The organism is Saccharopolyspora sp. NPDC049357 (genome assembly GCF_040677225.1).
In the GTDB taxonomy this organism is placed as follows: domain Bacteria; phylum Actinomycetota; class Actinomycetes; order Mycobacteriales; family Pseudonocardiaceae; genus Saccharopolyspora.
Genome location: NZ_JBFAQJ010000015.1, coordinates 77,134 through 97,464, shown reverse-complemented (window position 1 = coordinate 97,464; position 20,331 = coordinate 77,134). Strand labels below are relative to the sequence as shown.

The 20,331-nt window shown below is 66.4% G+C and carries 22 protein-coding genes, 3 tRNA genes and 1 pseudogene; 8 read left to right on the top strand and 18 right to left on the bottom strand.

Features of this window, described 5'->3' with window-relative positions; all coding sequences use genetic code 11:
* Nucleotides 1-15: 15 nt before the first annotated feature.
* Nucleotides 16-477, bottom strand: a complete 462-nt coding sequence (locus tag AB0J91_RS15490) for a hypothetical protein (protein WP_363785871.1) — start codon at nucleotides 475-477, stop codon at nucleotides 16-18.
* 530 nt (nucleotides 478-1,007) lie between these two features.
* Between AB0J91_RS15490 and AB0J91_RS15485 the strand changes: the two genes are divergently transcribed.
* From AB0J91_RS15485 to AB0J91_RS15465, 5 genes are all read left to right on the top strand, one after another.
* Entirely contained in the window at nucleotides 1,008-1,247 is a 240-nt protein-coding gene (locus AB0J91_RS15485) for a hypothetical protein (protein ID WP_132680513.1), read from the top strand.
* Nucleotides 1,248-1,479: 232 nt separating this feature from the next.
* Nucleotides 1,480-2,070, top strand: coding sequence for a TetR/AcrR family transcriptional regulator (locus AB0J91_RS15480; protein WP_363868722.1), 591 nt, complete (start codon nucleotides 1,480-1,482; stop codon nucleotides 2,068-2,070).
* A 312-nt stretch (nucleotides 2,071-2,382) separates the two neighbouring features.
* Nucleotides 2,383-2,455, top strand: a tRNA-Glu gene (locus AB0J91_RS15475).
* 23 nt (nucleotides 2,456-2,478) lie between these two features.
* Nucleotides 2,479-2,555, top strand: a tRNA-Asp gene (locus AB0J91_RS15470).
* 29 nt (nucleotides 2,556-2,584) lie between these two features.
* A tRNA-Phe gene (locus AB0J91_RS15465) sits at nucleotides 2,585-2,658 on the top strand.
* 581 nt (nucleotides 2,659-3,239) lie between these two features.
* Here the strand turns inward: AB0J91_RS15465 and AB0J91_RS15460 are convergent.
* From AB0J91_RS15460 to AB0J91_RS15420, 9 genes are all read right to left on the bottom strand, one after another.
* Complete coding sequence (locus tag AB0J91_RS15460; RefSeq protein ID WP_363868719.1) at nucleotides 3,240-4,553, bottom strand: site-specific integrase; 1,314 nt, start codon at nucleotides 4,551-4,553, stop codon at nucleotides 3,240-3,242.
* 11 nt (nucleotides 4,554-4,564) lie between these two features.
* Entirely contained in the window at nucleotides 4,565-4,858 is a 294-nt protein-coding gene (locus AB0J91_RS15455) for a helix-turn-helix domain-containing protein (RefSeq protein WP_363868716.1), read from the bottom strand.
* Nucleotides 4,855-6,150 (bottom strand): DUF3631 domain-containing protein, encoded by a 1,296-nt coding sequence (locus AB0J91_RS15450; protein WP_363868713.1) that lies wholly within the window; start codon nucleotides 6,148-6,150, stop codon nucleotides 4,855-4,857. The genes AB0J91_RS15455 and AB0J91_RS15450 overlap by 4 nt, the downstream gene beginning before the upstream one ends.
* A 26-nt stretch (nucleotides 6,151-6,176) precedes the next feature.
* Nucleotides 6,177-7,184 carry a bifunctional DNA primase/polymerase gene (locus tag AB0J91_RS15445; RefSeq protein WP_363868710.1) on the bottom strand — a complete coding sequence of 336 codons (1,008 nt, stop codon included), beginning with the start codon at nucleotides 7,182-7,184 and terminating at the stop codon, nucleotides 6,177-6,179.
* Nucleotides 7,185-7,595: 411 nt separating this feature from the next.
* Nucleotides 7,596-9,800: a cell division protein FtsK gene (locus AB0J91_RS15440; RefSeq protein WP_363868707.1), complete on the bottom strand. Its 2,205-nt coding sequence runs from the start codon at nucleotides 9,798-9,800 to the stop codon at nucleotides 7,596-7,598.
* Nucleotides 9,797-10,636: an ABC transporter permease gene (locus AB0J91_RS15435; RefSeq protein ID WP_363868704.1), complete on the bottom strand. Its 840-nt coding sequence runs from the start codon at nucleotides 10,634-10,636 to the stop codon at nucleotides 9,797-9,799. The genes AB0J91_RS15440 and AB0J91_RS15435 overlap by 4 nt, the downstream gene beginning before the upstream one ends.
* Nucleotides 10,633-10,917: a hypothetical protein gene (locus tag AB0J91_RS15430; RefSeq protein ID WP_363868702.1), complete on the bottom strand. Its 285-nt coding sequence runs from the start codon at nucleotides 10,915-10,917 to the stop codon at nucleotides 10,633-10,635. The genes AB0J91_RS15435 and AB0J91_RS15430 overlap by 4 nt, the downstream gene beginning before the upstream one ends.
* Nucleotides 10,918-11,036: 119 nt before the next feature.
* Complete coding sequence (locus AB0J91_RS15425) at nucleotides 11,037-11,576, bottom strand: hypothetical protein (RefSeq protein WP_363868699.1); 540 nt, start codon at nucleotides 11,574-11,576, stop codon at nucleotides 11,037-11,039.
* Entirely contained in the window at nucleotides 11,573-11,881 is a 309-nt protein-coding gene (locus tag AB0J91_RS15420; RefSeq protein ID WP_363868696.1) for a hypothetical protein, read from the bottom strand. Before AB0J91_RS15420 ends, AB0J91_RS15425 begins: the two co-directional genes overlap by 4 nt.
* 165 nt (nucleotides 11,882-12,046) lie before the next feature.
* On the opposite strand from AB0J91_RS15420, the gene AB0J91_RS15415 reads away from it, so the two are divergent.
* Entirely contained in the window at nucleotides 12,047-12,376 is a 330-nt protein-coding gene (locus AB0J91_RS15415) for a helix-turn-helix transcriptional regulator (RefSeq protein WP_363868693.1), read from the top strand.
* A gap of 6 nt (nucleotides 12,377-12,382) precedes the next feature.
* Here the strand turns inward: AB0J91_RS15415 and AB0J91_RS15410 are convergent, their stop codons facing one another.
* On the bottom strand, nucleotides 12,383-12,586 hold the full coding sequence (locus AB0J91_RS15410; protein WP_363868690.1) for a hypothetical protein: 204 nt from the start codon (nucleotides 12,584-12,586) through the stop codon (nucleotides 12,383-12,385).
* A gap of 185 nt (nucleotides 12,587-12,771) precedes the next feature.
* Between AB0J91_RS15410 and AB0J91_RS15405 the strand changes: the two genes are divergently transcribed.
* Together AB0J91_RS15405 and AB0J91_RS15400 are read left to right on the top strand one after the other, a co-directional pair.
* Complete coding sequence (locus AB0J91_RS15405; protein WP_363868687.1) at nucleotides 12,772-13,512, top strand: helix-turn-helix transcriptional regulator; 741 nt, start codon at nucleotides 12,772-12,774, stop codon at nucleotides 13,510-13,512.
* 11 nt (nucleotides 13,513-13,523) lie between these two features.
* On the top strand, nucleotides 13,524-14,000 hold the full coding sequence (locus tag AB0J91_RS15400; RefSeq protein WP_363868684.1) for an NUDIX domain-containing protein: 477 nt from the start codon (nucleotides 13,524-13,526) through the stop codon (nucleotides 13,998-14,000).
* Here the strand turns inward: AB0J91_RS15400 and AB0J91_RS15395 are convergent.
* The 7 genes and pseudogenes from AB0J91_RS15395 to AB0J91_RS15365 form a co-directional block, all read right to left on the bottom strand.
* Nucleotides 13,988-14,536 (bottom strand): HD domain-containing protein, encoded by a 549-nt coding sequence (locus tag AB0J91_RS15395; RefSeq protein ID WP_363868681.1) that lies wholly within the window; start codon nucleotides 14,534-14,536, stop codon nucleotides 13,988-13,990. The genes AB0J91_RS15400 and AB0J91_RS15395 overlap by 13 nt on opposite strands.
* 273 nt (nucleotides 14,537-14,809) lie before the next feature.
* Nucleotides 14,810-15,004: a hypothetical protein gene (locus tag AB0J91_RS15390; RefSeq protein WP_363868678.1), complete on the bottom strand. Its 195-nt coding sequence runs from the start codon at nucleotides 15,002-15,004 to the stop codon at nucleotides 14,810-14,812.
* Complete coding sequence (locus AB0J91_RS15385; protein WP_363868675.1) at nucleotides 15,001-15,231, bottom strand: hypothetical protein; 231 nt, start codon at nucleotides 15,229-15,231, stop codon at nucleotides 15,001-15,003. The genes AB0J91_RS15390 and AB0J91_RS15385 overlap by 4 nt, the downstream gene beginning before the upstream one ends.
* Before the next feature lie 90 nt (nucleotides 15,232-15,321).
* Entirely contained in the window at nucleotides 15,322-16,530 is a 1,209-nt protein-coding gene (locus tag AB0J91_RS15380; RefSeq protein WP_363868668.1) for a helix-turn-helix transcriptional regulator, read from the bottom strand.
* A 1,643-nt stretch (nucleotides 16,531-18,173) separates the two neighbouring features.
* The gene (locus AB0J91_RS15375) at nucleotides 18,174-18,440 is read right to left on the bottom strand and encodes a tetratricopeptide repeat protein (RefSeq protein ID WP_363868831.1); all 267 of its coding nucleotides are present in this window, start codon (nucleotides 18,438-18,440) and stop codon (nucleotides 18,174-18,176) included.
* Nucleotides 18,441-18,542 (bottom strand): annotated as a pseudogene (locus AB0J91_RS15370) (tetratricopeptide repeat protein); the annotation flags it as partial. It lies immediately after the preceding gene.
* Between the two features lie 268 nt (nucleotides 18,543-18,810).
* A complete protein-coding gene (locus AB0J91_RS15365) occupies nucleotides 18,811-20,313 on the bottom strand; it encodes a hypothetical protein (protein WP_363868665.1) in 1,503 nt (500 codons plus the stop codon).
* Nucleotides 20,314-20,331 lie beyond the last annotated feature (18 nt).

The window sequence follows — 20,331 nt, the reverse complement described above, 5'->3', positions numbered from 1 at the left end:
TCTTCTTTCGCCGTCTCACATGGGTCGATAGCGGTCGACCGGGACGGTCATCTCTTCGGTCTGCTCGACGTCGGGGATGCCGCCGGCGAGCCGTGCTTGCATCGGGTCGGGGGCGTTGTCGGGGTGGGGGCCGTCCTGACCGGGCCACGCGGGCGCGTGAGCCATCGGCTGCTGCTGCGCCTGCGGCTGGGCCGCGTGTTCCTCTTCGGCGATCTCGAGGTGCTGCATCACCCAGTCCCGCGCGAGCGAGGCGGGGGATGTTCCCTGCTTGAAGGCGAGCTCGCGGAGACGCTCGTTGGCCAGCAGCGGCAGCCGCAGCTGGTACACCTGAGCGGCACCGAAGCGACGCCCTGATCCGGTGGTTTCGGGGCTTTCCTCCGGGTCAAGCGCAGCCAGGTACGACTCGAATTCGGGGTCCGGTTCGGCTTCTTCGGCGGGCTTGCGCTGCCGATTCGCCTTCGTTCGTCCTAGAGCCACGCGGACACGATAACGGTTGTATTGCGGCCTGCCTATCGTGGCGACCTTGGAGTTCGGCTCGCGGTTCTGGGCGCGAGACCGCCACCAGCGAGTCTTCCGATCGGGTGAGATTTGGCGAAAACCCGCTCTGACGTGGAAGGCCCCCGCGCCAGGGGGAGGAGCACGGGGGCCGGAGGGGGATCTCCACAGGTGCTGACCGGGGGTGTGTCAGCGCCGCTGATTGTGGCATGCGCCTCCCTCTCTCGGGGAGCGTTGCGGCCACGATTCGTGCATCCGGCGCCGTCCGCCTGCGCCCGGTAGGGGGTCTCGCTCGCCCGCTGCGGACCGTGAGATCGCAATGATCCGGAATGCGAGCGGCGTCCTGTTCGTTGTCCGGGGTGGACGCACGGTGTGATGCAGGCAATATCCGAAGTGGATCGAGCCACGCACGCGATTACTCTCAGTTGAAGGCGAATCACTCTCTGGGGGGCTGCGGCTGTTGACAACCTGTGGATAACCTGCGGCCGGAACCCGAGGGCCTGGGAGGCGTCATGTACGGGTCGCTGGACGTACGAAAGTTCTTGTGGCAGCAGGAAGACGGGCAGTCGCGGCAGCAGTCCGCGGTGCCCGGGCAGCGCGTCGGCGAGCCCTCGCGCATCTCGGAGGAGCAAGTGCACCGAGCCAGAATCGCGGTCGCTCGCAGCGCCGAGAGCGCGGAGGACTGCCGCCTGCTGCTGGACATGCTGGGCCTGGTCCCGGACGAGGACGGGCAGCCACCGGTGGCGCGCTGACCTGGAACGCGTCGTGGGCTGGACCGCGCGTCGGCCGGCCATGAGGCGCGCGTGATCTCGCTGACCGAACTCACCGTCGGCAGGTGTTCTACGAACGTGTGACAACCAGGTGTTCCGCTGGGCGAAAGGTGCGCATCCGGGGTAACTTCCGGTGGCATATTTGATCAACCGTTCGGGCGTGCGTCGCCCGCATGGGCGGTCAGGCATGGCCACCGGGGGTCGGAGTCGATCAATGGCACAGCAGCACCGGGCGCAGCTCACTCGTCACTCGATCATGGTCGCCGCGGCGGAGGAGATCGACGACGTCGGTTACGAGGCCGCCAGGCTCAGCGCGATCCTGCGCCGCTGTGGAACCACCAAGGGTGCGTTCTACTTCCACTTCAGCGGCAAGCTGGAGGTGGCTCACGCGCTCGTCGAGCGCTACCGCGAGCACCTCGCCCAGCTGAGCAACGGCTGGTACGAGCGCGGGCAGGACCCGCTGGCGACGATGGTCGGCCTCACCTGCGACACGGCTCGCCGCCTGGAGGAGGACGTGCTGCTGCGCGCGGGCCTGTCCTTGGCCTGCAACCACGTCGGCACGGACACGGACGGCTGGGAGTTCCTGTTCGACGACTTGATCCGCCGCGCCGCCGACCACGGCCTGCTGCGTCCGGGCGTGGACCCGGCCGCGACGGCCCGCCTCTGCTACGCGGTGGTCGTCGGCACGAACCTGCTCGTGGCGGGCGACCCGAGGCGCCTCGCATCGCGTCTGGAGGAGTCGTGGCGAGTCCTGCTCCCGGGCCTGGCGGTCGACGGTTCCGGGGTCTCCGCGTCGGTCGGATGATCATGAGTCGTGGATCACAAAACCCCACAACTGGCCGATTTGACCGTTTCCAGGCCTGACCGGGCCCCTCGGTCGCCTCGGGGCGGCTCGCAGGGCGCCTCTGCCGATGGTGGCGATTCGGCAGGTCAGGGGACTAGCATCGGGCCTGAGCGCGGAGCGCTGGGGCGGTCCGCGACGGTGCCGCGCGGCTAAAGGGACCCCCGGTTTGGGTGGCTGGAAGCGTGTGTCGTAAGCTTTCATCACTGCCAACGGGGCGCCCCGAAAGGGAAAGCCGGTTGGAGGCGAAGGCCGGACCGGTTTCGGATCGGTCAAGCCCCCATCGTCTAGCGGCCTAGGACGCCGCCCTTTCAAGGCGGTAGCGCGGGTTCGAATCCCGTTGGGGGTACGAACAACTGAAGATTGAAGCATGGCCCAGTGGCGCAGTTGGTTAGCGCGCCGCCCTGTCACGGCGGAGGTCGCGGGTTCGAGTCCCGTCTGGGTCGCCAAGGCGAACGGCAACACGCCGGACGCTATCGGCCAGGTAGCTCAGTTGGTACGAGCGTCCGCCTGAAAAGCGGAAGGTCGGCGGTTCGACCCCGCCCCTGGCCACCGCTCAGAGCTGCGAGAAAGCCCCTCCGGACCCCGGAGGGGCTTTTTTGGGTCTCAGTTTGGGTCTCAGTTGGTCGTTCGGTCAGTTCAGGTCGCTAGGTGCGTGCACCCTCGGGGTAAGCCGGCTCGTATCGGTCGAAACTGGCCCGAGGGGTGGGCCCAGGGCCCCTCGAATCGCCTCTGTAGTCGAGTGCTAACCTCACGTAGCCAGGCTCATAACTGGTCACCAACAGGAATCAACTTCAAAGCACCGCGTTCCTCGGTTCTTCGGAACCGGGGTAGCTGAGGTGCGGAAAGTAGATTCTTGATTACTTACGGATTCATGATCCTTTCGTTGGTGGCCCTCTGTGCGACGAGCACCGTGTGTGTCCTCGCCTTGCTGATCTTTTGGGATCTTGCTGCCCGGAAGCGTAAGGATGTCGAGCGAGCAGCATCGAAGCCACTGTCAAAGCTGGGGGCTTTGATCGTTGGAGTGGCGACGATCGCCAGCGCGGGCGTTACTGTCTTTAAGTTCTTCACGAACTCCTAACGCTTGTAAGGTCGGTCTGCATCGGCGTCGGTGCAGACCGACCTCTTGCGTCTTAGCCCACGCCCCAGAAATAGCTGTTCAGGCGGTCGGCGACGTCTCGTCTGAGGGTGTCGGTGACGTGCATGTAGCGCTGCTTCATGGAGATGGTTGACCAGCCCATGAGGTCCATGACGGTTCGGTCTGGGACCCCGAGGATGAGCAGAACTGTGGCTGCGGTGTGGCGGGCGTCGTGTAGGCGGGCCTCGCGGACGCCGGCCTCGGCGAGCACTGCTTTCCACTCGTCGAGGTCTCGGCGTGGGTCGAGGGGTTTGCCGTTGGGCTGGGTGAACATCCACCCTCCTTCTTCCCACTCGTTGGCAGCTCGTTCTCGTTCAGCGGCTTGGACCTTCCGGTGGCGAGTGATCAGCTCCATGAGTTCGTTCGGCACGGGGATGGTCCGGCGGCCGGCGCGAGACTTGACGTCGACCTCGACGAGTCCGCCGTTCTTGCGCTGTGGGCACCACCTGGCGTGGTCAGTGCAGTCCGGCGGGCAAGGCGGAGGACAAGCACGGGTGTGGCGCTTGCAGCCGTCTGGGCAGGGCTTGATCTTGTGGTACTTGGCCCCGCAGGCGTGGGCGTCCTTGCATCCGTGCTGCCAAGTCTGACGCTGAATCGCTTTGCGAATCCGGATCATGCCTCGGCGCTCGTCGAAGTTCTCCCACGTCAGCGCGAGCGATTCGCCTTGCCTGGTACCGAGGGCCAGGGCGATGACGAACCGGACTCCGTTGCGGCGTTCGAGACAGACCTTGAGGATCCGCTGCACGTCCTCGGCGTCGAGCGGTTCGATCTCCTCTTCCTCCAAGCGGGGCGCTTTGGCGATCTCCAAGGGATTCCTGTTGATGTAGCCCCGCTTGTACGCCTCACCGAAGGCGGTCCGTGCCGTGCGGTGCACCTGGTGCGCGGTGCCGGGCTTGAGGCCGGAGTCGAGCATTCGGCGGTAGAGCTTCTCGAAGAGCTCCGGGTGCTTTTCGATGTGGTCCAGCCGGTGCGCTCCCAACCCGGGGATCAGGTGCTTGTACACAGCCGTCTGGTAGCCGCGCATCGTCTTGTACCTGGTCGTGAGCGGCGCGATGTCCTCCACCCAGTGAGTGAGCCACCGCTCGACTTTCCAGCTATGGCCCTTCTTGCGCACCTTCCCGGAAGATCGCTCGGACTCCAGTTTGCTGACCGCAGCGGCAACCTCGTCCCGGTTCTTCCGCTTGATGTGCCGACGATCCGGCTTCCCGTCGTCTCCAACACCCATCGTCACGCGACCGTGCCAGAGGCCGTCGTTGCCGAAGTAGATCGACGAGCGTCCGTTGGCCGCTCTTGTGCGCTTCTCTTCCACCTTGGCCCCCTTCAGGCGTTCCGCTGGCTGATGAGTCGGTTGGCGTAGTCCTCGATCGCTGCCTTAGGCACGCGGCGGAGTCGGCCGATCTGGACGGATTCGAGTTCGCCGGCCTTGACCAGTGCGTAGGTCTTGGTCCGGCCGATCCCGAGCTGTTCGGCTGCTTCCTCGACCGTCAGCAGCACGCGGTCGGGCATCTTGCGGGCGGGCGGTGCAGGTGCGGCCGGTTCGGGGATCTCCTGCTCGGCGAGCATCGCTGCGAGTGAGGCGAGGGTGGCGGCGATTTGTGCGGTGTTCGCTGTCATGCGATCCCCCTGGTGTTGATGGTGCGTGGGGTAGCCGTCCCATCCGTCCCATCCGTCCCAATGCAGGTCAGGCTGGGACGGCTTGGGTTGCTGGGACGGCTTTTGCCGTCCCAAGGGACTGGGCCGGTGATCTGGGTGGGACGGCTTGAGCCGTCCCAGTCGGTGGTGCCGTCCCGCGCTGACCTGGGCTGGGACGCTTGGGACGGCTGGGACGCCTCCCCCGCAGGGGACTCCGGCGGGCAGTACCGAGCCCAGGCGTCGGCGAAGTCGGCTCGGCGGTAGCCCTTGGCCTGAGATCCGTCGGGGAACCGAACGTTCGCCGACCGGATCTCGAACTCGGCGAGCAGCTTGGACAGCTTCGCCGGGCTCAGCCCGCCAGGTCCGTAGTCGCGCCACGGGGCTTCGAGATCGGAGTTGAGCTGCCGGAGCAGATCAGCGGTGGAGATGACCTGTGCGTCGTTGAACGCGGTACGGCAGTCGACCAGCAGCCGGGTGCGGATGGTGCCCTGGTCGTTGTCGGTCGCTTCGGCCAGGAGGTCAACCGCGGCTTGGCGTGCGCGGTCCGGCCAGCTGCCGCCGGCGTGGTCTGCCACTGCGATCAGCGGTTCCCACGTGTCCGCCGCTCGGTCTTCGAGCGGCATCTCGGGTTCGGCGCGTTCGAGAACGTTGAGGTCGCCTCGAAGCCAGGCGGTCATCTGGTCACCCAAGTGCGTCAGGGCCGGGCGGTCGCGACGGTGGCGGTAGGGCGAGACGGACTCGCCTGGAGCGCGTCGCCGCATCCGGACGATCACGGCACGGTCCTCGATGGTGTCGGGCATGGCTCCGATGCCAGCCAACGCGGCCATGGCGAACGTCGGAATGGCCTCGACCTTGCGAGTGTTCGCGTCGAACCGGATTGCGGGTCGGTTGCGCTGGTGGCCGGCGTTGAGCAGACCTCGCAGGTCCTCGTTGCTCGCAGCCTCGGCGCCGAAAATCGTGTCGGCTTCGTCAACCAGCATTGTGGGCGGGTCGTCGGTGATGGAGCGGTAGATCGCCGAGGGTGAGGCGTTGACGGTGATCAAGGGCTCGTAGCAGACTGCCTCGACCACATCGAGCAGTCGCGATTTCCCGCAGCGCTTCTCCGGGGCGCGGATCACCAGGCGCGGGGCGTGTGCCCAAGCGGGCTGGGCGTGGGTCGCGGCAATCCACAGCACCACGGCGTCGACGGCCTGCGGGCTGGGCAGGATGACGTAGCGGGTCAGCGCGGTGTGCAGCTGGTCCAGTAGCCCGGCCCCGTTGGCTTGAAATGTCATTGAGCTACCTCCTTCCGTACTTGTAGTCATGCGATGCGGTTTCCGAGGCCGTGCAGGGAGTCCGGGCCGTCGTGGGTTCCGCGCTCCCAACCACGGATGGCGTTGCGTCGGGCGGCGGCGGGTTCGAGCGGCTTGCCAGTGCGCTCCCGCCGGCGGAGCGCGGCGGCGGTCAGGGCGTCGATCGCCTCAGTTGCCGTCCAAGGGGCGGTGTCGTGGGTGGCGAGGTTGGCCAGGCGACGAGCGGCCGCGTAGACCAGGCGCCAGCGCTCCCCTGGCTCGGTTTCGACCTTGGTCAGCTGGCCTTCCCAAACGCGCTGCCAGTAGCCCGGCGCGTGATCGCCCGCCCGCTGCGCCCGGAGGTTGGGAGCCACCGGTGCCGGTGTGGCCGGTGGCGTGACGCGCTGGCATAGCCAGTCCGGCAGTTCTGCAACCTCAGTGGTGGTCGAGACGCGGCGGTAGGTGCCGGCGAGATCTTCCGGAGGTGAGGTGATCGAGGTTCCGGGCGCGAGGACGTAACCGCCCCGGGCGCGGACGTCGATCTGGTGCCCCACACGCCCGGTTGCGTCGCTGGAGACGTCCAGACCGGTGGGAGCGCGGAAGTACAGGTGCCGGCCTCCGCTGGGCGTGGCCACGGTCAGGGTCGTCGGCCAGGAGTCTCCAGCGGCGATGCTCAGGGCGTCGAGGGCTTCCAACCCGTCTCCGACTGGACTGGGCACGTCGTGCGCGGCCGGGGACGGGGCCTTGTCCTTGCGGTCGAGGTCGAGCACGACCAGCCCGGACGGGCCGGTCGCGATGCCGACGCCGGCGCTGGGCGTCCGTGCCCACCACTGGCGGATCAGCTCCGGCTTGGTGGTGGCGGCGAGAAGTCCATGGCAGGGCTGTTCAGCGGCCAGGCACCGGCAGGCGGTCGGAGCGGCGTGGCCGGTCTTGCAGTGCGGGCAGTTGGCGAAAGGTCGTTTGCTGAACGGGCGGAGAGGAAAGACGTGGATGCCCTGGGTGGCAAGCCAAGTCGCGATGGTGATGTTCGTGGTCATGGCTGGCCCCTTTCAGTGGCGGTGGTGGTTGGCGCGGTGGATGCGGCGGGCGGCGTTGATCACGCGGCGGCCGGGACGAAGGCGAAGGCCGGTGCCGCCACAGGGCGGGCAGAGACGGAGGGCGCGGCCGAAGGGGGCGCGGCGTTTGCCGGTACCTCGGCAGGTGCGGCAGGCCTTGAAAGGCCAGAACCAGCACGTCACGCCGTAACCGAAAGTGACCATCAGGAGTGCGAGGAACAGGACGGTGCTAGCGGGGTCGGTGGGGGTCACAGATGGCCTCCAGGGCGGTTTTTGGGCGCACTCGCCCACGCACCTCTAGGAACTAGGGCGCTGGTGAGAAAGGGAATGGGGGTCTAGCGGGGTCTCTAGACCTAGAAGGGCTGTCGTCTAGGTCTAGAGACCCAGCGAGGGCTAGCCGGACCCCTCACGGCGATTACGATCCGCAACTTCTTCGGCGATGTCGGCGCGGGTGATGCCGATGCGGCTGGCTCCCTTGCCGTCGCTCGTGCCCCACACCTGAGCCGTCCGGACGCCGTGCCGCTTGAGCGCGGCAGTCAGATCGGCCGACTCGCGATAGGTGCCGTACACCTCCGGCTTGAGCTCATACAGGCGGGCGATGACGCGTTCGTTCCAGACCTTCTTCTCGGTCTCGCCGACCACCGCGAGGATGTCTTCGAGCAGCGTGTCCTTCTTGGACATCGTCTCGTCGATCTCCGGGTTCTCGCCGATGGCGTGGCCGGTCAGGGTGCCGGCGGTCTCGCGGAGGGTGCGGGCGTAGGTGGCGACCTTCTCCGACGCCGGACCATCCAAACCCGCCACCGTGCGCACGATCTGCGCGTCGGAACCCTCGCCGACCAGGTAGCCGATCCCCTTGTCCGCCCACGCGAACGTCGTCGCACGGACGCCCTGCTTGTACTTCGAGGTGCCCAGGACCATGTCGTTTTCGGTCTGCCCCTGCACCTTCAGACAGAACCGCGTGGACACGTTCGCCGAGATGCCAGTCGGGAGACTCTTGGCGTCGGGGCGCTGGGTGGCCAGCATGATGATGATCCCGAGCGCCGGTCCGCGTTTGACCAGGTCAGTGCAGATGGCCTCGAACTCTTCCCCGTAGTCAGGGTGCTCGAACCACACCTGGCACTCATCGACACCGATCACGATCGGGTGCAGCCCCAAGCTCTTCTTGCCCGCGAGTTCCGGGGTGACCTTGTTCTCCGGCGCCAGGCCCTGCTTGGCCAGGTCCCGGATCAGCTTGGCCCGGCGGCGGAGCTCGTCGCGGAGTTTCCGCAGGTCGCTAATGGCCTTTTCGATCTCTTCGTCGTCGTCTCCGACGCCGTGGGCGTGGGTGACCTTTTCCAGGGGGTCGAGGTCGCCGGTGCCCTTGAGGTCGTAGGTGTGCAACTCCGCACGCGGGTCCAACGCCGCGATGAGCAGCAGCTCGCGCAGGGTGAAGGTCTTGCCCATGCGCGGGATCGCCCCGATCGCCACCGAGGTGAACATCAACCGCAGGTCCACCCACCGGCCACGCTGGTCAGTACCGAAGGGCTGGGGCTGGAACAGGTCCACGCGTACGCCCTTGCGCAGTGCCCAGGCGGGTTGCTTGGCCTTGCGCATGTCCTGGTCACCGACCCAGAGGATGAGGCGGGCGGCGTGCTCGGCGTTGTCGGCTTCCGGCCAGACGCACCCGAGGGGTCGGCGGAGACCGGAGGCGAGCTTTTCGCGGCGGTCCATGATGTCCCCAGGGGTCACCCCGTGGGGCAAGTCGACGTCCGCCCGCCATCCCTTGCCATCCCGCGAAATCGGCTTGGGGAACCCGATGCCTTCCCCACCCTTGCCCATGGCTTGGTTGATCCCCGAGATGCCCAGGGAGTTGAGGGCGATTTCGACGGCGTTGCTGGTCAGCTTCGGCACCTTCGTCGCCTCCACCGCCCGCGAGGCGATCGGCTGATCCGCCGGAGCACCCAACCACCCCACCGCGCCGAGGGCGCCGGCCACGATGGCGTACTGGACCAGCTCCGGGAGGAACGCCCGTCCGAGGAAGAACGCCGCCAACGCGGCCGCGCCCAGACCCACCGTGGCGTAGAACCGTCCTCGGACCCGGCTATCACGCTGGCTCGACAGCCGGAGGTATTCGGCGGCATCCGCGCGGTCAGCGGCAGCATGGCGAACGGTCCGGCCTTCGGCGTCGGTCACCCACCGCAGAAACCCCCCCAGCAGCCGCAGCGTCCCTTGTGGAACTCGGATCAGGATGCGGCCGAGGTAGACCGGGCACCGCACCGCGTGGAAGGCGAAGGTGTGGCCGGCGTAGCCCACCGCCCACTTCGCGGCCTCCCGGAACTCCTCCACGCTGCTCGCCCAGCCAGGCAGGACCGGTTCCCGCTTCTCGTGCCGGACCAAGCTCGATCCCGCCTCGCCGGTCTGGGGCTGGTCGACTTGCGGGGCCTGGTCCTCGTCGACCAGCTCGCCATCGATGACCTGGTGCTCCGACTCGCCCTCATCGCGGGTCTGGTCGGGGTTGAGGCGTTCGGAGGGGAAGCGCAGCACCCGCGCCTGCTCGCCGTCCTCGTGCGCCTGGTGCTCGTTGCTCTCGGGCTTGGGGTTCTGCGGCTGTTCGGTCATCGCTGCACCTCCCGGTGGTCATTGGTGTCTTTGATCAGGTGGGCCAGGCCCGCACCCATGCCGAGCACTGCGACGGGCAGGCAGGCCACGGCTGCGGTGATGAGCCACGGGGCCTCGGTCATGCCGGCGGCCTTCATCAGGTGGAAAGCGATCTGACCCAGTGCTCCGAGAGCGAGCGAGCCGAGCGCGGAGTACTTCGCGAATCTGCGGGCCTTGGTTGGGACCTGGCCGGAGAGCCACACGCGCAGGGCGTAGGCGGCGTAGGTCTCCACCCCGATCGGGAGCGTGATCGCGGTGTTGATCGCGAACCCGTCCGCGATCCCAGGCAGTGGGTGCACGATGCCGAACCCGGTCAGCTGGCCGAGTCCGACCCACCCGGACCAGATGGCCACGAACGCGGGCAAAGCCAGCAGCATGACCGGCCACACCGCCACCGGCCTCGGCGTCTGCTCCTGGGTGGGCGCATCCGGGTCTGCGGCAGCCGTGATCGGCTCAGACTTCTCCTCCCGCACCGGCTCCACCTCATCCGGAACCGGCTCAACCTCGGCCACCGTGTCCGCTTGAGTGGGCTCGGGCTCGGTGGGGTCGTCGTGGGTTTCGGTGGGTTCGTCGGCGGTCCGTTCGGTGACAACGTGCAGACCGAACGGGTTGGGAGCCTTGGCCGGGTGCTCGTCGGTCAGGCGGTCCAGGATCGCGCGGGCCTTCGGCGCCCCGATCCGCAGCTCGGCCATCAACTGGTTTCGGCTCGGCATCCGCCCCAGCTTCGTGACCAGCTGGTGGGCCTGCGGCAGCAGCTCGGCGACCGGCACGGGGTAGGAGCTCTTCGCGGTGGTCATCGGCCCACCCCCACCGGAAGCCGCGGAGCAGGAACCCGAGCACCCAACCCATCAACGGCCGTCATGACCAGCCGCAACGCCACACCGAGGCCGAACAGCCCAACGCCGAGGGTGCGGGCGATCCCAGAGGTCACCGCCAGGGCGAAGAGCACGACCAGCGGCAGGACGGTCACAACGGTGACCCGCAGCAGCCCGGCGGCCGCCAGCAACACCAGCGGCAGCACCACGACCACGGCCAGCTCGATCAGCAGGCTCAGCAGTCCGAGGATCAGGGTCTTCATCGCACCCCCACAGGGGCTGGTGGCGATCCGTAGCATCAGAGATCTCCTAACGGATTGTTGATCGATGGGAGACCCGGCCCAGCAGTAGGTTTGGCGACTGGCCTGCTGGGCCGGGTGCATCAAAAAGCCCACGTGGTCTCGCCGCCGTCGACACGCTCGGCAGCCCTCAACAGGGCCTCGGCCATCAAGTCGTCGTTGCGGTGATCCGCCCAATAGGCCTCATCCCGCGCCGCACACGGCCCGTACCGCTCGACGTACTCCCTGGCCTGCCGGTCGCACCGCAGTTCGCTCCGCGTCTCGTCCGACGCGCTCGCCTCGGCCGTCTCGTCGGCCGGTTCGGCGGGCGCGACCAGCAAGGGCTTGCCGGTGATCTGGGAACGCCACGGCCCCTTCTGCCCCTGAAGGCCCCTGCGCTCCATCTCCAGATAGGCCGCCGTGGGGACCTCATCAACGTGCGGCGGAGGCGCGTCGATCTCGAAGCGGAACGCACCGCACTCGCAGGTCCACCGCACCGTCACCTCAGTGACCTGCTCACCACGGCTGGGCTTGTGCCCCGGGCAGGTCAGCTCACGCCGCCGCCGAGCACCCCGAGAGCTGCCCTCGGTCGAAAACTGCGGCGCACGCCGCCCGGACAACAGCCAATTCAGCAACCCGTTCACGCCGCCTCCCCGGAATCCGCATCGATCGTGATCAGCCGCAGCACGGCGCCCGCCTCGCGACGCTCGTAGCGACGCAGCCGCGTTCGCTCCCCGGCGCCTAGCTCGGACCAGACGAACGGCGTGACCGGCAGCTCGCCCAGCTCCTCGGCGACGACCTGATCCCAGTAGCTCCGCACTGCGTCCTGCTCGAACTCGCTGAGCTCGGCCTCGCAGCCGGCCAGCTCGGCGCCGAACGAGGTGTAGACCTCGATGTCGTGCTGTCCGTCCAGGTCGGAAGCGAACGTGTCGTAGTTGTGAGAGTGCATCTCTCGGGCTCCTTCCTTGAGCGATGCGAGAACATTAGCGCAACTATTAGCGCTACGGAAGCGATAGGGGGTGGCCACGGATAACTCCGGCTTGGGATTTCTCGGGGAACTGGGAACTTCAGCGCTAGGATTTGCGCTGATAGGAGTGGGTCAACGGGAGGTGTCGTGAGCAAGGACTGGGACGCAGTAGCGACCGCAATCAACACCCGATTGGCGGAGCTCGACCTGACGCAGCGGGAACTCGCCGAGAAGTCCGGGGTGAGCACCGCGACTCTGCGACAGCTCCAGAACAACTACGAGCCGCGCCGACGCAGTCCGCGCCTGCTGGCCGCCATCTCTGAAGCGCTCCGCTGGCCGTCCGATCACCTGGCCCAGGTCCTCGAAGGCGAGGCCCCGGAAGACGAGGTGGACCTTCGGGCGGATGTCGTCCGACTTCGCCAAGAGGTAGCTGAGCTGCGAGAACGTCTCGTCGCGCTGGAGGGCAAGCAGGCCTGACATCGGTCAGCCGCCGATCGCTTGCATGAAGGTCGACAGGGCGTCGCCGGCGCCAGCGAACTTCGTCCACAGGTCGCCGATCACGTGGGCCGACTCGACCGGCTGCTTGATGATCATCGATCCGACTGCGAACAGAACCAGGAAGCCGATCAGCTTCGGCATCACGCCGCCGCCGGACTGCGGCATCATCGGAAACGCGTTCTTCGCCATAGTTGCCTCCTCGGTCAGCCCCGCCGCCGATTTGGTGGTCGGGGTTTTTCCGTCTCTGGCAACAAGTTCACCGCGAAACCGCGGACGTTCCCACGGGTCTTTCCGGGTCGGTTGCAGACGTCCTCGCAGCTCTATACCGTCTGCTCGACGTCCCAAAAGATCCTCAAAACGTCCCCGGGGTAGAGATGGCGAACGAGCGTCTTCGCGCAGCGGTGCGCGCGGCCGGCCTCACGATTGAGGAGGTCGCCGCCAAGGTGCGAGTCGATGAGAAGACTGCTGGACGCTGGATCACCATGGAGCGGAAACCGCACCGGCAGACCCGGAGGAGGGTCGCTGAGCTGCTTGGCACGTCCGAGGTCCAGCTCTGGCCGTCCCTGGCGGAGGACCCGCACACCACGCCGAACCAGGACGTTGAGCTGGTGCACCTGTTCCCGTCTCGCTCGGCTGTGCCGTTCGAGCTGTGGAACGAGCTGATCCACGGCGTCCAGGAGCGCATGGAGGTGCTCGTCTTCTCAGGACAGTTCCTCGTGGAGCAGCACAACATCCTGCCCGTGATCAGGCGGAAAGCCGAAGAGGGCACGGTTTTTCGCTTCGCCGTGGGGGATGAGACCTCGGCGGCGGTAATCCAGCGCGCGGTCGAGGAGGGGACGACTGGAGGCTTGGAAGGCCGGATTCAGATGATGCGGCGCTACCTGAGCAAGGTCGCCGAGTTGGACAGCGTCGAGATCCGGACCCACGGGACGATCCTCTACAACTCCATCTACCGCTTCGACGATCAGATGCTGGTCAACGGGCACGCCTTCGGCTCCCTTGCCGGTGAGAATCCCGTTCTGCACCTGCGTCAGGTGGACGACGGACCGATGTGGGAGCACTACCTGCGGTCGTTCGAGCGCGTGTGGCAGGAAGCCACGCCGGAAACCGTCTGAGGAGCACAACCGTGGCACGCGTGGACTATTTCAACGACCCCAACGCACCGGCGGCCAACTCAGTCGTGCCCTCGGTGACCGCAGCCATCCGCAACGACGCCGGCGACATCCTGCTGATCCACAAAATCGACAACGACCTGTGGGCACTGCCGGGCGGTGGCCACGACGCCGGCGAATCCCTCACCGACACCGTGGTCCGCGAGGTCAAGGAGGAGACCGGCCTGGACGTCGAGGTCGTGCGCCTGGTCGGCACCTACACCAACCCCCACCACGTCATGGCCTACGACGATGGGGAAGTACGGCAGCAGTTCTCGCTGTGCTTCGAGGCCAAGTGGGTCGGCGGTCAGCCGCGCGAAGACGGCAGCGAAACGAAGGAGGTCCGCTGGGTCGCCCCAACGGACCTCGATCGCCTGAACATCCACACCTCGATGCGCTTGCGCATCGATCACGCGCTCGACGAGACGCGCACGCAGCCCTACTTGGGCTGAGCGGCCAAGCGCTGTTCGGTTCGCTGGACTGCCTCAGCCATGACAGGACGTGCCTTCACCCACGTGCGGTGAACCGGGTCTTCGGGCGCGTAGCGGCTGAAGATCTCTCCGATCCGCTCGTCGTAGGCCAAGCGTTGCCCCGCCGGCCCCGTGGTGAGGTCGGCCATGACCAGCGCATCCAGCAATGCCGAGTCCTCGAACGGGAACTCGGCCAACTCGTCGGACATGCCGCGCTCGACCGCCTCGAAACGCGCTCCGGAGTGGTGCGCGACGAGGTTCACGATCACCTCGGGCCACTCCTGTTCCCGGAGGTACCGGGCACCGTCGAGCGGGTGGAACTTGGTGTGACCGATCTCGGGGGCATAACCGATGTCGTGCAGCCAAGCCGCGGCGACCAAGGTGTCTCGGTCCTGCGGTGGCACGGCGCCGCTGAGTTCGGACGCTCGTGCTGCTACTGCCTGAACATGCTCCCAACGGCGCCCCAGCGGGGCCACGAAGTGTTCCGCAGTCTCGGCGGCTTGCTGGACCAGCTCCATGTGCGCTCACGCTACCTTTCACGGTCTCAAACGGTCATCGGCGAGTTGGGTTGTGCATCGGAGCTCGGCGATTACGGAGCGCTGTGCCGGGCTCTCGCGGATCTTTCGGGGAGGCACGGCCTCGTCCTTGTCTCGCTGGTCAGTGGTGGTGTCGGCGACTTCATAGCGCGCTGAGAGCGCCATACGCGGCTTGTTCACGCAGGTCTGGAGGGATGGGAAGGGTGTGGAACACCGAGGGGCGCGGAGTTCGGGGCCATCCGCGCCCCTCGGTGGCTAGGGGATCTCGGAAGCAAGGCGTTCGGCGATGCAGCTTCGGCAGGCTCGGGCGGAGATCGGGTGGTTGCTCTCGCCGGCGTTGAGGCCACAGAGGGTCAGGCCGTGGTCGTCCTGGCGGCGTTCGTGCACGACGCCGAGGTGATCGGTCCACACGTGGGCGTAGCTCTGCTCGGCCTTCGTCGGGGTGCTCATGACTCGGCCCGCTTCCGGCACATGAGGTCGCAGGCGTGGATGCGGGCGTACTCGCGCAGGCTCACCGCGACGCAGTCGTCGCAGGCGTGGGTGGGTTGGGTGCCGTAGTTGCCGACGGGTTGGCCGCAGAAGGTGTTTCCGGTGCCGGCGTTGCGGATGTGGACGCAGCCGTCAGGGCTGGTCCACAGGCCCGCGTCGAGCGGTGGCGTTGGTCGTGCCGCATCCATGCACCCAACGCTGCCGAACCAGCACCGCCGGTGATCGGAAATGCGGGGCTATGCGCATCAACGGTGGGCTGATGCGCATAGCCATGCTGGTTAGGGGCTGGTCATGGTCCGGTAGGAGTCCTGGAGCTCGCCTGCGGTTGGGAGCTTTCCTGCGGTGACGTGGTTGACGACTTCGCGGACGCGCCACCAGTTGGACGGGGCAACCTGACCGGATTCGATGGCGGTCTGGGCCGCGTCGGCGGCTTCGTCGAGGCGGCCGTTGCGGGCTGCGCACAGGGCGAGGTCGACGTGGGCGGTGGCGTAGCGGCGGGGCCAGGGCTGGGAGTCGTTGGTGGGCCGGAAGCGGTCGATGACCTGGCGGGCGTGTTGTTCGCCCTCGGGGTCGCCGAGCCAGGCCAGGGTGGTGGCGGTGTAGGCCGCGGCTTTGCCGGGGTCATAGCGGTAGTGGTGTTCGGCCGGCACTGGCTTCGGCAAATGAGCCGACAGCGCATGGACGCACTCAACGGTGCGGTAGGTGGCGTCGGCGTTGCCGAGGCGCGCCCACGCGCGGCCTTCCTGCGCGGTCGCCTGGATCTCCGCCGAGCTCCCGGACGGGGCGATCGACTGCGCGTGCTGGGACAGCTCGGCGGCGCGGCGGTAGTCGCCGCCGGTCAGCGTGCGCCAGGCCTCGGTTTCGTAGCACCAGGCGCGGATCTCGTCCTGCTCCGCGTGAGTGGCAAGGCCTGCGGCGGTGCGCAGCCGGGCGGTGGCCGGCGCGTGCTGATTCAAATCGATGTGCACCGTGGCGGCCAGCAGCGAGAACCAGCCGCCGAGCACCAGCAGGTGGCGATGGGCGGCGAGGGTCTTGCGGGGCGCGTCGATGAGCTGGGAGATGTAGCCCAGGTGCTCCCGAAGCCGAGGCAGAAGATCGTGCGGACTGCTGGCGGGGTAGGCGGTAGCCAGGTCGTCGAAGGCCATTTCGAGCTGGGCCAGCGTCTCGGTGCTGATGTCGGAGGCCGCGACCCTGCGAGCCAGCTCCATCGCATCGGTCTCGTCGCTCGGATGGAACGCACCGGCGGCCGGGATTCCCCTGGTCGCGGGCTGTGGGGTGGTGGCGTTGGCCAGGGCGCGGAGCTCGCCGCCGGCGCACAGGAGCGCGTCTAAGGCGTCCACGGTCGTAGGCTCGGGGCGTTGCCGGTCGTTTTCGTACCGGGAGAGATTGCCCTGGTCGAGGTGAAGTTCCTGGGCAAGTTGGGCTTGAGACAGGCCGGCCGCACGACGATGCCGCCGCAAGGCCTGCCCGAAAGACTCCTCGGACATTGTCCTCTACCTTCCCGCCGGAAACCCCCACCGGCGCCCCCAGAGCGTCCCCGGGGGGCTAACACCTCCGGCGGGAGGCAAGATCCAGCATGCCAGGCCTAACACGCCTTGATCGAGCACAAGACCAAACTCGCGGTGGTTCGAACACAAGCTCTATAACGTAACTAAGTCGGCCCGGGATGATGGGGAAGACCACTCGGCCCGCCTTACGGGAACGCAAGAGTGGACTCCACTCGACACACGAATATGGGCTGGCAGAGCTCTACTTTCTTCCACGCGACGACGAATGTAACTTGGCCGCAATATCCGAGAAAAGAAGGTGCCGACCCGAATTGTTTTTGCGGGTCGGCACTTTAGAGATTCCCAGTCCTTAACGGATGACAGCAGCTCGAATTGGGGGCGAAGACTTTCGAGGAAAGTCGCCTCCAAATTCCTGGGTTAACTTCTCTTCTTCGGAAATGTTCGAGTTACGGCTGGAGGCATTTGTCAACCCGGTAGGTCACGATCGGGACGCCGCCGGGTGGCGGCAACATGTACGTGACGCAACCACGTTGACGAACTGCGTCTTTCGCTCCAACGCTCAAGGTAAACGCATTCGCGCCAATGGCCACACCGCAAATAACGCTACCGGGCGGCGGAACCACGCCGCAGAGCGGACTAACGATCCCGACGGTCTCCCCCACCGGCGCGTCCGCGACACGCTTTGTCTCAGTTGCACTCAGAGTAAAACAGACACTGAGTCCGCAGTTATTCGGAAGCGCTCGAGTGCCAGCGCCGGTCGAAGCCTCAGTGGGTACGTTTCCCTCCGTGGTTGACGCTGAGGCAACACCGCCTGACGCCGCTAGTAGTGCAATCAATGCACCGACGAAAGCTGTTCGAATGCGCCGCATATACCAAACTCCATTCCGATCGGATCTTGTGTACGTACCCTGCCAACTTGTCCAGCAGGTGCGAGCCCAAACCCGCAGGTGTCACCCAATCGGAGCAATAGTGCGAATGTGTTAAGTGTCCGGTGTCACTAGCTCTGACGTCAATTTCTCTTTCGGGGTGCAGAGCTCACTGTGTTGAGACGCTGGTCTTGTCGGTCGAGGCCCTGCCAAGCATCCGAGGTGATTGGCGTCATGAACGAACAAGCTATGCGCGGTTGTCCCTGCTTACCTTGCACTCTCGCCCGTTGGGGTCGTCATGTACGGGAAACTTCCCGTTCTTGTTCAGCGTGAACTTTCGATGGCAGTACGGGCACTCGCGACGGCTTCGTGGTCGGGCGCAACGGTCGACGCGGGCGAAGAACTCCGTGCTCCCAGAGGCCGGACATTGCTTCTGCGCCCATCCACCGAAAAAGTGCACGTCTTCGAGGTAGTGGACTGGCACGGTGCGAGCCTTGGTCATTCGTAGGGGGAGGCAGCATTCCGCACAGTGCATCTTTCGCCCTTCTGTCTGGCCCGGTGTACTGGATGATGCCCAAGTCGTATGAGCCAAGGCAGCCACCGAGTGGGCGACACATCGCGGAGTGCCCCTCAGATCTGAGTCCGGGGTGGCGCCGAAGATTGGCATGTAGCCCCGGGTCTGTTGGGCGCGGCTGGGACGTGGTCTCAGTTTGGGTCTCAGTTGTTGCTGTGGTCTGCCTGGACCTTGCCCGTTGCCTAGAGCCCGTGCTCCTCGGCTTCCCGTTCTATCGCTTCCAAGTGCTTACTGATCTCCGCAATGAGCGGCTTGGCTGGCCCGTACACGCCTGTTGCTACGGCGAGCGCTCGCCGAAGGTGATTTCGGGCTGTGGCCAGGTCGCCAAGTTCACGATGGATCTGGCCGAGGTAGCCCAGCCCGATCATGACGGTGGAGGGGTCGCGATCCTGTTCATGGATGGCGAGGGCTCTCTCGAACAGGTCGCGTGCCGTTTCTCGCTCGCTCAGCCGTCTATGGACGAGCCCGAGGCTAGTTAGCGCGCGGGCGACGTCGGGGTGGTTGGGGCCGTGAGCTTGTTCTTGGATGGCAAGAGCACGCTCGTACAGCCCACGTGCTGGTTTCGGCTAACGACAAGCCGCCCGGACAGCACCAACCATCGGGGAAGGGTTGTGGGGCGTTGGGTAATCCCACTTCGACTCCGGGCACAACCACAACGGGCCGGGAGTGCCGGCACAACTTCCTTGCTGCGCGGTCGCGGCGTGGTTGTCATCACCAACCCCAGCAAGAGGAGTTGGAGGAGGTGAAGAAGTTAGGCCCGGTTGTCCCTGCTTACCTTGCACTCTCGACCGTCGGAGTCATCATGCACAGGGGCAGGGTTCAGCGAGTCAGTGCGGTGTCGAGGAGCATGAGGGTGCGCGGTTGCTCGGCCGAATCCAACACCTGCCAGCGAGCCACTTCCCGACCGGACGTAACCCCAACACCACTGAACGCAAGTTGGTAACGCGGTAGTGGCGTCGAAGTCAATGTCTCGCGGTGGGCCCAGTTCCACCGCAACAAGGTCTGCTTGAGTGGCCCGGCATCACGGTAGCGTTCATCCAGCAGCGGCCGAGTCACGGCCGGGTCGGTGAGGTAGTCCACGATGGGGACCGGCGCGTGGAAAGCCAACGCACCTACTTCCCCAGGGCTGCCGACGGGCTGTCCGCCGGTGAGTCGTCCGAGGTCCGCGGCGACGGCGGCGTACTGCGGGGTGCTGGCATAGTTTCCAGTCAGGTAGGCCATTGACCAAGGGGCTGGCAACGACGCGACCAGTGATCCGGTAGCTAGCACGAGAGCGGCTACGAATGTGGCGAGCCCGAGACGGTTCGAGCAGTGCAGGCTGAGCGCCGTAGCCAGGATCGAGCAAGCCACCAATGGCGCGAAGTACCAAAATTGCGGGTAGGCCCCACCCAGCCACATCACCGCCCAATGCGCCCAACCCGCAATAAGCGCGGCCAACACAACGCGCGCATGACGGCCACCCCGGGTCAAAGCCCACACGCCGCACGCCAAGCCCATTATCACCGGCAGCGCGGTCAAGAACGTCGCGACCGGCCACCGGGCGAAGTAGTACGAGCCGACTGACGTCGCCATTGTGAGTGCCGCGCCGCTGCTGCTCTTGAGCCATGTCGTGTCCGGCACCGCACCCCCGAGGGCGAACCAGGACCACACGTGCCACGGCACGGCCACCATGGCGCCAACGGCGGCCGCTGAAAATGACCGCCACCACGGCAACAGAGCGAAGATCAGCACAGCCACTGGCACGATCATGTCAAGGCGAGTCAGCAGGGCCACACCTGCGACCACGCCGACGGCCGCGGCACGGTCGGCGGCCGCGTAGCGGGCGACACCAGTGAGGGCCGCGACCCCGAGGTAGGTCTCGAGACCCACGGTGGATGCCAGCAGGGGTGAGCACACCACCAAGGTCAACGCAAGGTACGGCGCTGCCCAGTGAAGCCCGAGGCAACGGCGTAGCCCTTCGGCCCACCGGCCGGTCACAGCGAGGGTCAGGGAGAGAACAATCCCGAGGGCATACACCACGTGACCATTGGCGAGAAGGCCCCCTGCAGCCAGCAGCCACATATTCAAGGGTGAGCTCTGCGTGTTTGCAGTAACCCCAGGCATTGCGCCCCATACCCCGTGCTCAGCGAGGTTCCGGGCATAAGTCAGCGTGATCATCGCATCGTCCGACATGGCTCGGTGCGTGACCAGGAACAGAGCCAGCCCGAGCGCAGCGCCGTACATGGCGGAACCCCACTGGCTCATCTCAAAACGCCACGAGCGGGCCGAACTACCACCCTCTAGGACTGCGGGTGCTGGCAATTTCTCCAACAGTGCGCTCACCCAGCGAAGGATTCCGCG